Annotated in this window: 12 protein-coding genes; 8 read left to right on the top strand and 4 right to left on the bottom strand. The window is 70.5% G+C overall.

What is annotated here, in order from left to right; translation table 11 throughout:
- Positions 1–88 precede the first annotated feature (88 nt).
- Positions 89–1156: a tryptophan--tRNA ligase gene (trpS, locus tag HC031_RS16690; protein WP_338090693.1), complete on the top strand. Its 1068-nt coding sequence runs from the start codon at positions 89–91 to the stop codon at positions 1154–1156.
- 84 nt (positions 1157–1240) lie between these two features.
- Here trpS and yut read toward each other — a convergent pair whose 3' ends face one another.
- On the bottom strand, positions 1241–2269 hold the full coding sequence (gene yut / locus HC031_RS16685) for an urea transporter (protein WP_205862838.1): 1029 nt from the start codon (positions 2267–2269) through the stop codon (positions 1241–1243).
- Positions 2270–2508: 239 nt separating this feature from the next.
- Positions 2509–3756, bottom strand: coding sequence for an AI-2E family transporter (locus tag HC031_RS16680; RefSeq protein ID WP_167926249.1), 1248 nt, complete (start codon positions 3754–3756; stop codon positions 2509–2511).
- 200 nt (positions 3757–3956) lie between these two features.
- On the opposite strand from HC031_RS16680, the gene HC031_RS16675 reads away from it, so the two are divergent.
- The 6 genes from HC031_RS16675 to HC031_RS16650 are packed head-to-tail and all read left to right on the top strand — an operon-like array spanning position 3957 to position 8958.
- Positions 3957–4349, top strand: coding sequence for an urease subunit gamma (locus HC031_RS16675; protein WP_476704270.1), 393 nt, complete (start codon positions 3957–3959; stop codon positions 4347–4349).
- A gap of 22 nt (positions 4350–4371) precedes the next feature.
- On the top strand, positions 4372–4794 hold the full coding sequence (gene ureB / locus HC031_RS16670) for an urease subunit beta (protein WP_167926248.1): 423 nt from the start codon (positions 4372–4374) through the stop codon (positions 4792–4794).
- Positions 4791–6509 (top strand): urease subunit alpha, encoded by a 1719-nt coding sequence (gene ureC, locus HC031_RS16665; RefSeq protein ID WP_167926247.1) that lies wholly within the window; start codon positions 4791–4793, stop codon positions 6507–6509. The genes ureB and ureC overlap by 4 nt, the downstream gene beginning before the upstream one ends.
- A 7-nt stretch (positions 6510–6516) precedes the next feature.
- Positions 6517–7263: an urease accessory UreF family protein gene (locus HC031_RS16660; RefSeq protein ID WP_205862837.1), complete on the top strand. Its 747-nt coding sequence runs from the start codon at positions 6517–6519 to the stop codon at positions 7261–7263.
- Positions 7264–7288: 25 nt separating this feature from the next.
- The gene (ureG, locus tag HC031_RS16655; RefSeq protein WP_167926245.1) at positions 7289–8026 is read left to right on the top strand and encodes an urease accessory protein UreG; all 738 of its coding nucleotides are present in this window, start codon (positions 7289–7291) and stop codon (positions 8024–8026) included.
- A complete protein-coding gene (locus tag HC031_RS16650) occupies positions 8020–8958 on the top strand; it encodes an urease accessory protein UreD (protein WP_167926244.1) in 939 nt (312 codons plus the stop codon). Before ureG ends, HC031_RS16650 begins: the two co-directional genes overlap by 7 nt.
- A 75-nt stretch (positions 8959–9033) precedes the next feature.
- Here HC031_RS16650 and HC031_RS16645 read toward each other — a convergent pair whose 3' ends face one another.
- Both HC031_RS16645 and HC031_RS16640 read right to left on the bottom strand, forming a co-directional pair.
- A complete protein-coding gene (locus HC031_RS16645; RefSeq protein WP_167926243.1) occupies positions 9034–9423 on the bottom strand; it encodes a VOC family protein in 390 nt (129 codons plus the stop codon).
- Between the two features lie 99 nt (positions 9424–9522).
- Positions 9523–10185 carry a TRIC cation channel family protein gene (locus HC031_RS16640; RefSeq protein ID WP_167926242.1) on the bottom strand — a complete coding sequence of 221 codons (663 nt, stop codon included), beginning with the start codon at positions 10183–10185 and terminating at the stop codon, positions 9523–9525.
- A 120-nt stretch (positions 10186–10305) separates the two neighbouring features.
- On the opposite strand from HC031_RS16640, the gene HC031_RS16635 reads away from it, so the two are divergent.
- Complete coding sequence (locus tag HC031_RS16635) at positions 10306–11553, top strand: metal-dependent hydrolase family protein (protein WP_167926241.1); 1248 nt, start codon at positions 10306–10308, stop codon at positions 11551–11553.
- The last annotated feature ends 18 nt before the right edge of the window (positions 11554–11571 follow it).

The raw sequence follows: 11571 nt of genomic DNA, 5'->3' as shown, positions 1-11571 counted from the left end.
CTTCGGGCAGCTCGGCAGCGAAGGACACACCTGATCGTTCGTCGCGGGCGGCGCTGAAGGCGGCTCTCCAACCCTGTGGAGACCCACCGTGACCAGCACCGTCGACGAACCCTTCACCACGGCCGCCGCGCGCAGCGCGCAGCTCGAAACCGAGATCCTCGAACACCCGGAGCGGTTTCGGGTGCTGACCGGCGACCGGCCCACCGGTGCCCTGCACCTCGGGCACTACCTCGGCACCCTCGCCAACCGCGTGCGCCTGCAGACCGCCGGGGTCGACGTGTTCGTCCTGATCGCCGACTACCAGGTCATCACCGACCGCGACAGCGTCGGCAACCTGACCGGCAACGTCCGGGAGCTGCTGCTGGACTACCTCGCCGCCGGCATCGACCCGGCGCGGGCGACCATCTTCACCCACAGCGCGGTGCCGGCCCTCAACCAGTTGCTGCTGCCGTTTCTGAGCCTGGTCACCGTCGCCGAGCTCCAGCGCAACCCGACCGTCAAGGCCGAGGCGGAGGCCACCGGCGGCCGGTCGACCAGCGGCCTGCTGCTCACGTACCCCGTGCACCAGGCCGCCGACATCCTGTTCTGCGGCGGCAACCTGGTACCGGTCGGCCGCGACCAGCTCCCCCACCTGGAGCTGACCCGGCTCATCGCCCGCCGCTTCAACCAGCGCTACGCCGCCGGGCAGCAGGTCTTCCGGGAGCCGGAGGCGTTGCTGAGCCCGGCCCCGCTGCTGCTCGGCACCGACGGCACCAAGATGAGCAAGAGCCGCGGCAACGCCATCGAACTGCGCGACACCGAAGACCGCACGGCCGCGCTCATCCGCCGGGCCAAGACCGACAGCCAGCGGACCGTCACCTACGACCCCGACAACCGCCCGGAGGTCGCCAGCCTGCTGCTCACCGCCGCCCTCTGCGCCGGTCGCTCCCCTGTTGACCTGGCCGACGAGATCGGTGACCGGGGAGCCGGAGCGCTCAAGGCGGTCGTCACCGAAGCGGTCAACGAGCACCTGCGGCCGCTGCGGCGGCGCCGCGCCGAACTGGCCCGCGACCCCGAGTATCTGCGTGGCGTCCTGGCCGACGGCAATGCCCGCGCGGGCGGGATCGCCGACCAGACCCTGACCAGGGTCCGCGACGTCATGCAGATGATCTACTAGTCCCGGCCGAGCCCGGCCGGTGTCGCGTCCGCCGGCCGGTCGGGCTTCGTCGGTACGTCCGCACCCCTGTGCAGCGGCAGTGGGTCACCTGGTCTTGATCACGTCGTGCTCGGGCAGCTCGCGGTGCGCGGTCGGGACCAGGTCACGTTTGGGCAACAGGAACAGCCAGGTCGCGAACACGAACGGCGCCGTGAGCGCGGGAATGCCGACCGGTGCCAGCGCGGTGCCGAGCGCCGCCTGGATGACGACGGTGAAGACGATGCCGAACAGCGCGTACAGCACGAGCCGTCGGGACGGGTGGTAGAAGACGCCCCCCAACGCGACGGCGGTGAGCACCGCGCTGAACCCGTACAGGCCGCCGGCGACAACACCGGCGCTGGCGCCGAACCACAGCGCGAGGAGCGTGCTCACCACGGCGCCCGCGATGGCCGCGCCGGCCGCCCATAGCGAATTGACCGCCAGCGCGACCAGGATGAGCACGCCGGTCACCCAGTTTCCGATCAGGAACACCTCGGAGACGTCTTTGAGCATGCTCGGTGTCAGGAAGGCGCCGGTCACATGGACCCGGGTGGCTCTCGGGTCAAGGCTGTGCGGCAGGACCGGCTGGCCGAGCGCGCCGTTCCTGAGCCAGGCGAACTGATAGGTGGCCAGCAGCAGAAACCAGGTCGTCAGGACGAACGGGAAGGTCAATGACGGGACATTCCAGGTCTTGAGGACCGTGCCTATCGCCAGCGTCACCACGGTGGTGACGACCGCGCCGATCACCACGTAGATCCACATGAGCGCGCCGGGTCGCAGATAGATCGAGATGGCGAGCCCCGTCAGCAGCGGGTTGAAGCCGAACAGCCCGTCGCCGACAGAAGCGTGCGGAACTCTGAGCACCAACGCGGTGGCGGTGCCCACGACCAGCCCGACGGCGGCGCCGATGGCGGCCCGTGGCGTCTGGGCGTTGACCGCTCCCCAGCAGACGGCCACGAGGATGATCAAACCGGTCACCGGGTTGTTCTGCAGAAAGACCTGGGACGCACCCCGCAGGTTCGCGTCGATGAAGCCGACCAGAAAGTACCGCTTCGTGGCGTGGCGCCAGGAGAGCCGGACATCCACCGTGTTCACCGCCCGCCTTCCCGCTTACTACGGCACGCCGCCGCTCGCGAGGCGTGGTCGATACTCGCCGGGCCGACGCGCGCTGCGCCGTCGAGTGGATCGGCAACACGTTCAGGATCTCTGGAGGGCAGGAGCATGACCGTTTCCGGAATTCGTCCTCGCGTTGTCAGTTCCGTGCCCGATCAGCCAGCGATTACGCCTCGGTGGCCGACGCGTCCGGGAGAAGTCGCCTGGTTGGAAATGGGGGCTCAATCTTTGGGCGGGTCGTGCGCCGGCTGTCGGGGCTCGGCGGTGCCGGACCCACCGGGTGTGGGTTCGATCGGTCCGGCGCGCTGCCGCGGCACCGGCGCCGTGGCACCGGCGGCTCGGCCGGTGCGCCGGTCGAGCCCGGTCCTCGACTCCTTCTCCGCTCGGTCCGCCGCTTCTCTCCCGACGTCTACCCCGGCCTCCGGTCCGGCTGCGTACCCGCGCACCGCGTGGAAGGCGAAGGCGCACACCGGCACCGCGATGAGCGCCCCCGCCACCCCGGCGAACAGGCTGCCGGCGCCGACCGCCAGCAGCGTCACCACCGGATGCAGCCGCACCGCCCGACGCATCACGATCGGGTGCAGCAGATGCCCCTCGGCCTGCTGCACACCGATCACCGCGGCGAGCACGAGCAGCGCGTCGGTGGTCCCATTGGTCACGAACGTCACGAGCGTCGCCGCGGCGCCCGCGACCGTCGCGCCCACGATCGGCACGAACGCGGACAGGAACGTCAGCAGCATCAGCGACAGCGCGAGCGGCACTCGCAGCGCGAACAGGGCGGCCCCGATGCCGGCGGCGTCGACGGCCGCGATCAGGACGATCCCGCGCATGTACGACGAGAGGCTGTGCCAGCCCGCCCGGCCGGCCCGGTCCACCCGCTGCCGGCCGCCGAGCGGCAGCCGCCCGACCAGCCAGCACCACATCTGCGGACCGTCGCGCAGGCCGAAGAACAGCAGCAGCAGCGCCAGCACCAGCGCGCCGGCCACCTCGACGGCGGTGACGGCACCGGTGATCGGGCTGGGCAGGCCCCGGCGGAGCGCCGTGAACAGTTCGGTGGTGTACCGGTGGAGCTGCTCCTGACTCAACGACAGCGGCCCGTGGGTGAGCATCTGCCGCAGCCGGACAACGCCCGCACTGACCTCGCGGCCCAGGCTGCCGAACTGGGCGACGGCCCGCTGCCCCACCAGGAAAACCGCGCCGCCGACCGCGACGAGCAACCCCAGCACTCCGCCGAGCGCGGCCAGCCACGGCGGTACGCCGGCGCGCTTGAGCCGTTCGGTACCCGGCCCGATCAGCGCGGCCAGCAGGAGCGCGGCCACGACCGCCATGGTCACCGGCATGATCATGCCGAGCACCCGGGTCACCAGGTAGGCGCCGACCGCCAGCACCATCAGGCAGGCGACCGCCGTCGCCGCGCGCAGCAGCCCCGTTGGCACGATCCAGCCGGCCCGGGACGGCCGCAGTTCCATCCGGCTCCGCTACCCACCCACCGTCGGTTCAACCCGCTGGTGACCGTCACGCCGTCGCGCCACGCCAGGTGTGACGGTGCGTACCGCTCCGAGCGGCTGCCTGCCATGACGCGGGCGTGGTTAACCACCCGGGGCAGGGGTAGATGGGGTGACGCATGAGGGACTGCCGGTCCGCCGCCTGGCCTTCGAAGGAGGCCTCGATGAGCCAAGAGCAGAGCTCCGCCAACCGAGACAACGGATCGGACGTACTGACTACGTCGGCTCCCGGCACCGAAACGTGGATCTCCTCGATGATGCTCACCCCGCGTGAGATCCAGAAGCTGGTGATCTACCAGGTGGCGGACCTGGCCCGGCGGCGCAAGGAGCGAGGCGTCAAGCTCAACTTTCCGGAGTCGATCGCGCTGATCTGTGAGGCGTTGCTGGAGGCCGCGCGCGACGGGCGTTCCCTGGCGGAGGTGCAGGAGCTCGGCAAGCAGGTGCTCACCCGCGACGACGTGATGCCGGAAGTCCCCGCCATGGTGACGTTGGTGCAGGTCGAGGCGACGTTCCGGACCGGCACTCAGCTGATCTCCGTGTCCAACCCCATTGCGTGAGCCGCGGAAAGGGATCCTCGTCATGGTTCCTGGTGAGTGGCTGTTGTCCGAGGAGCCGGTCGAGATCAACGCCGGGCGCCGGACGGTGACGCTGCGCGTGCGTAACACCGGTGACCGGCCGATCCAGGTCGGCTCGCACTACCACTTCTTTGAAGCGAACCGTGCCTTGGACTTCGACCGGACGCGGGCGTTCGGTATGCGGTTGAACGTCCCGGCGGGCAACGCCATCCGGTTCGAGCCCGGCGACGAGAAGGACGTCGATCTCGTGGAGGTCGGCGGGATGAAACGCATCTTCGGCTTCGACAATATCGTCGACGGCTCCTTCGCCGCCGAACGCACCGTCCGGCAGGCGATGCGTCGAGCCGTGGAACGCGGATACCGGGGGGCTCGGGAATGGCAAGCGCCCCGGGGCGACCCGGGTGGGCGGCAGGGGGACTCCCGATGAGCAGTATTCCGCGCCGCACGTACGCCTCGCTCTACGGACCGACCACCGGCGACCGCTTCCGCCTGGCCGACACGGAGCTCATCGCGCAGGTCGAGAACGACCTCATTACCCCGGGCGAAGAGGTCGTCTACGGCGGCGGGAAGACGGCCCGCGACGGCATGGGCCAGACACCCGGTGTGCGCAACGACGACGGCGCCCTCGACACCGTGATCACGTCCGCGGTGGTGATGGACCCGATCCTCGGCATCGTCAAGGCGGACATCGGCATCAAGGACGGCCGCATCGCCGGGATCGGCCATTCCGGCAACCCCCATATCCAGGATGGCGTGGACCCCCGCCTCATCGTCGGGGCCGGCACGGAGGTCATCTCGGGTGAAGGGCTGATCGCGACCGCCGGCGGCATCGACCCGCACGTGCACTTCCTCACCCCCGGCCAGATACCCCACGCCCTGTCCAACGGGATCACCACGCTGCTGGGCGGGGGCACCGGGCCGGCCGACGGATCCAAGGGCACCACCTGCACCCCCGGGCCGTTCAACATCGCCCGGATGCTCGAGGCCACCGCCACGTTGCCGGTGAACATCGGCCTGCTGGCCAAGGGCAACAGCAGCCGGCCGGGAACGTTGAGGGAGCAGCTCGAGGCGGGTACGTGCGGGCTGAAGGTGCACGAGGACTGGGGCTCCACCCCGTCGGTGATCGACTGCGCGCTGACCGTCGCCGACATGTACGGGGTGCAGGTCGCCATCCACACCGACACGCTCAACGAGAGCGGCTACCTGGCGGACACCATCGACGCGATCAACGGCCGCGCGATCCACACGTACCACACCGAGGGCGCCGGTGGCGGCCACGCTCCCGACATCATGGCGATCGCCGCACTTCCGAACGTCCTCCCGTCCTCGACGAATCCGACCCGGCCCTACACGACGGACACCACGGACAACCTGTTCTACATGATCACTGTCACGCACCACCTGAACCCGCAGAACCCCGAGGACGTCGCGTTCACCCAGTCACGGATCCGCGGCGAGACGGAGGCGGCCGAAGATGTGCTGCAGGACCTGGGTGTGCTGTCGATGTACTCCTCGGATGCGCAGGCCATGGGGCGCATCGGTGAGACGGTGTCGACCGTGTGGCGTACCGCCGACAAGATGAAGCAACAGCGCGGGAAGCTACCCGGGGACCCGCAGGAGCACGACAACAACCGGATTCTCCGCTATCTGGCGAAGTACACGATCAACCCGGCGATCACCCATGGGATCGCCCACCTGGTCGGCTCGCTGGTGCCAGGCAAGGTCGCCGACATCGTGCTCTGGCCGTCCAACACCTTCGGCGTGAAGCCGAAGTACGTCCTCAAGGGAGGGTTCATCGCCTGGTCGATCATGGGTGATCCCAACGCCTCGATCCCGACGCCCGAGCCGGTGCTGCTGCGGCCCGTGTTCGGAAGCCAGGGCAAGGCGGTCGGCCGCACCTCCCTCACCTTCATGTCGCAGGCGGCCGTCGACGCGGGCGTACCCGAGGCCCTGGAGCTCGACCGCTGGATCGAGCCCGTCCACAACTGCCGCGAGATCGGCAAGCAGCAGATGGTACGCAACAACGCCACGCCCGACATCAAAATCGACCCGGAGACCTACCAGGTGTACGTCGACGGGGAGCTGGCCAGCGTTCCCCCCGCCGACCATGTTTCGCTGGCCCAGCTGTACTACATCGTGTGAGGCGACCGTGGCAGCACCGGCGGCGCCGGGTGAGGGGTTCGCCCTCCCGCCCTTCCTCGCGGCCCTGCAGCTGGCGGACTCGGCGTTCCCCAGCGGCCGCTACACCCTCTCGCACGGCCTGGAGTCCTTCGTCCAGTCCGGCGAGGTGACAGCCCGCAGCGGCGTTCGCGGCCTGTGGTCACTGCTGACCGACCAGCTCGAACACGGCATCGCCACCGCGGACGGCGTCGCCTCGGCGTGGGCACACCGCGCCGTCTCCGAATCCCCCGATCCGGACAGGTACGACGAACAGTTGGCGCTCACGGCCGACCTCCGATTGAGCTCGGTGAAGCTGAGCCGGGAGGCGCGCGAGGCCTCCGCGCGGACCGGACGCGGCGTGCTCGGCACCACCGTAGGGTCGTTCGCGGGACCGGCGCTCACCGCGTACGCCCGCCTGGTGGACCGCGGCGCGGCGCCGGGCAACGGCGCGGTGGTGACCGGAATCCTCGCCGCCGAGCTCGCGGTACCCCTCCCGCACTCGGTGGCGACCGAGCTGTACGCGTTCACGGCGGGCTGGCTCAACGCCGCGGTACGCCTGGGAGTGGCTGACCATCGGGTGGCCCAGGCCGTACTGCACCGGTGCGGGCCGGTGATCGACCGTACTGTGCGCCGCGCCTGCGAAACGGGACTGGATGGCCTGTCCAGCTCCACACCACTGGCGGATGTCATGAGCATGCGGCACGAACAGGCCACGCTGCGGCTGTTCATGAGCTGACCGACGACAGGCAGAGGGAAGCGGGATGACCGCGCAGGATCTCGGCGGAGCGGGGCCCGGCCACCCCGGGCACGACCACACGACCGACCCCGACCTGGGCGCACCCGGCCTGGGGCGGCTCGGCGGGCCCGTGCCACGGGTCGGCATCGGCGGGCCGGTCGGTTCGGGCAAGACGGCGCTGATCGAGGCCCTGGTGCCCCGCCTCGTCGGCAGCGGCCACCGGCCCGTCGTGGTGACCAACGACATCTTCACCCAGGAGGACGCACAGCACGTGCGGGCGACGCTGTCGGGCGTACTGCCACCGGAGAAGGTCGTCGGCGTGGAGACCGGTTCCTGCCCCCACACCGCCGTCCGCGACGACCCCACGATGAACCTGGAGGCGGTCCGCCAACTGACCGGCCGCTTCCCGGACACCGACGTGGTGCTGCTCGAATCGGGCGGGGACAACCTGACCCTGACCTACAGCAGAGCGCTGGCGGACTTCTTCATCTTCGTGATCGACGTGGGCGAGGGCGACAAGATCCCGCGCAAGCGTGGGCCCGGCATCACCGCGTCGGATCTCCTGGTGATCAACAAGATCGACATCGCACCGTACGTCCACTCGGACCTGTCGGTTCTGGAACGGGACGCCCGGGCGGTCCGGGCCGGACGCCCGTTCGTGTTCACCGACTGCTTCTCCGGCGACGGGATCGCCGAGGTGATCGCACACCTCTACATCGCGGGCATGCTGTCGCAGCCGGCGACGACCAGGTCCCGATGCTGACCCCCGCGACAGCCGCGCAACGCGACGACACCGACCGATGGGCCCCGCAGCCACCGGCCGCGCTCACGCGACAGCTCGAGGCCGCCGACGACGGACCACCACGTACTGTCGGGCTGCTCGACCTGCGCTTCGCGCCGATATCCGGGGCGACGCGGGTGACCCGGCAGTTCCAGCGGACGCCGCTGTACATCTTCCACCCCATCTACCTGGATCCGGGGCGACCCGGCATGGCCTTCGTCTACCTGCAGCACCAAGGCGACGGCATGCTCTCCGGCGACCGGTACCGGATGGACTTCGAGGTGGGTGCGGGCGCGGAGGTCCACCTGACCACCCAGGCCGCGACGAAGATCTACCGCATGGAGTCCGGCTACGCCGCGCAGCTGGTCAACCTCACCGCCGGGGCGGGCAGTCTCGTGGAGTACCTCCCCGACCCCGTCATCCCGTACCGTCACTCGCGGTTCGTCGGCCAGCTCGACCTCACGGCGCATCCGCAGGCGACGGTGCTGCTCGCCGAGACCCTGCTGCCTGGGCGGGTGGCCCGGGGAGAGTGGCACGCGTACGACCTGTACCACGCGACGACGCGCATCCGCCGCCCCGACGGCCGACAGGTAGCCGCCGACACGTTGTCGTTCGGCGGCGGGTACGACCGGGCCGACACTCCCGCCCGTCTGGGTGTGCACGGAGTACATGCGGCCTTCTTCGCGCTGGCACCCCACGAGCGGACGCGCGGCCTGCACGCGGCCCTGCTGGCGTGCCTCGACGAGAGCGAGGACGTCGTCGCCGGGGTCAGCGCCCTGCCCTTCGACGCCGGCCTCCTCACGCGAATCCTCGGGCCGTCGTCGATTCCCGTGCGGCGCGCCCTGCACGCCGCGTGGGACACCGCACGTCGACACCTGACGGGGTCGCCAGCTCCGGACCTCCGCAAAGGCTAGGGTTCGGAACGCGAGGGTCGGCAAGGGTGCCAGCGGCCGGCGGAAGGGCTTGCGGTGTCCGTGCCCTGTGGGCGGTCAGCCCGCGGCGAGCTCCTCGGGCGTGAGCGGTCGAAGCACACAGAACTCGTTGCCGTCCGGGTCGGCCATCACCACCCAGTGGGCGTCGGCACCCTGCCCCACGTCGGCCCGACGCGCACCGAGCCCCTCGAGCCGAACCACCTCAGCGGCTTGATCTCGCGGTCGTAGCTCAAGGTGCAGGCGATTCTTGCCCAGCTTGTCCTCCGGGACACGTACGAACACGAGGTCCGGCACAACGCCGTCTTCGGGGGTGCCGTCCGGCGGCTCGAGCACGACCTGGTCGGCGCGCTCGTACGTGCGGCGCCACCCCAGGGCTGACTGCCAGAAGCTCGCCAGCCGCGCCGGGTCGGTCGTGTCGACGCATAAGCATTGGATGCGAAGTTCCATGCGACCACCCTGCCCTCGGAGGGCGCACCGGTCTACCGGGTTTCTGTTGGCAGAAGCCGCGGACTCGGCGGGTCGTCGGCTCATGGGTTGAGCATCGGGTCACTCCTCCTGTGCGCCGTCGCCGGGCGAGTCCTGCCCGGACGTCCCGGGCGGTTTGGGTGCGTCGAGGCCGTAGCGCACGCCGAGCATGCGGATCAGGAAACAGACCGTCGCGGCTCCCAGCGCGGCCGGCAGGCTGTAGACGCCGAGCCGGGCGGTGGCGACGGTGATCGCGGCGCCCACCAGGGCGGGGATGGCGTACAGGTCACTGTGCAGCACCGACGGGATCCGCCGGACGAGGGTGTCGCGGATCGTGCCTCCGCCCACCCCGGTGACCGCCCCCAGCAGGACCGCGGGCCCGATCCCGAGCCCGAAGGCCAGTGCCTTGCTCGCGCCGATGACCGCGAACACGCTCAACCCGATCGCGTCGAGCACCGTGATCGGTGTCTCCAGCCGCTGCAGCCGCTTGCTGAGGGCGAACGCGATCAGCCCGCCGCCGGCGGCGAGGGCGAAGTAGCGCCAGTCGCGGAACGTGGCGGGTGGGATCGAGCCGATGAGGACATCGCGGATGACGCCGCCACCCAGCGCGGTGATCATGCCGAGGGCGACGACGCCGACCACGTCGAGCCGGGCGGCGCGTACCGCCGTCAGCGCTCCATTGAGCCCGAAGGCAAAGGTGCCGGTCAGATCCAGGGCGAGCAACAGCGGCGGTTCAGAAGTCACATCGGCCTGCATACCCTACCGGGCGCAGCAGTGTCGCGGGACGTGCCGCGCACCCGGCGCCAGGTTGGATCAAACCGTAAGCGGGAAGTACCTCTCCAGCGTACGAACCCTGGAGAGGCCATGACCGCGAACACCTCGACCGAAACCGTGGTGGTGGCGCAGCGGTGTTGGGACGGGCTGGCCGAAACACCGTCCGGCCACACTGAGGTCCTGGTTCGCGGCGGGCGGATCGCCGAGGTCGGCGACCGGGTCGAGCGCGGCGCGGGGCCGGTGGTCGACCTCGGCGACCGCATGCTGCTGCCCGGCTTCATCGACTGCCACATCCACACCACGGTGGACCCGTCCGCCCTGCTCGCCGCGTTCGTGGCCGACCCGGCCCCGGTCATCGCCCTGCGGGCCCTGCCGGTACTGCGGGATCTGCTCGACCGCGGGTTCACCACGGTGCGCGACCTGGCCACCTTCGCCGCCGAACCGATCACGATCTACCTCCGCGACGCCCTGGCCCACGGCCTGGTCACCGGGCCGCGCATGCTCGTGGCCCCGCACCTGATCTCGGCCCGCGGCGCCCACGGGGACATCTCCACCCTGCTCGCACCCGAATACGGGCGCGAGATCGGCGTACTCGCCGACGGTCCCGCCGCGGTCACCCGCGCGGTGCGCGAGGAGATCCGCGCCGGCGCGAACTGGATCAAGTTCGGTGCCACCGGCGGGTTCGGCACACCCACCGACGACCCCGGGGAGACGACCTACACCCAGCAGGAGATGGACGCCCTGGTGGCCGCCGCCACCGACCTGGGCGTGCCGTGCACCCCGCACGCCTACGGCGACGACGGCGTCGCCCGCGCCGTGCACGCCGGCGTGCGCTCCATCGAGCACGGCAACCTCGCCTCCGCCGAGACCTTGTCCCTGATGCAGCAGCGCGGAGTGTTCCTCGTGCCCACCCAGTTCATGGTCCTCGACGCGCTGGACCACCTCGACGACGAGGACTACTGGCAGGGCAAAGACCCCGCCGAGCGGGAGAAGTTCCACCGCTATGCCGATCAGCTACGGGACAGCGCCCACAACGTCGCCGCCAGCGACGTGCGCGTCGCCTTCGGCACCGACGCCGGCATGTTCCCTCATCACCAGAACTGGAAAGAGTTCCCCGCCATGGCGCACACCGGCATCACCCCGCTACGGGCGCTGCGTGCCGCCACCAGCACCGCCGCCGACCTGCTGCGACGGCCCGACCTCGGCCGGATCCAGCCCGGCGCCACCGCGGACCTGATCGCGCTGACCGGCAACCCCTTCGACGACATCGGCGCCACCCGCGATGTCGACTTCGTCATGCACGACGGCGCCGTACACCGCCCGGTCGCCCGGTCGTGACAGCGCCGTCGAAAGCGG

Origin of the sequence: Planosporangium thailandense, from assembly GCF_011947195.1 — a bacterium.
GTDB classification, from domain to species: Bacteria; Actinomycetota; Actinomycetes; order Mycobacteriales; family Micromonosporaceae; genus Planosporangium; species Planosporangium thailandense.
Note: the sequence above shows the minus strand (reverse complement) of the source record. Positions and strands in the feature narration are given on the sequence as shown.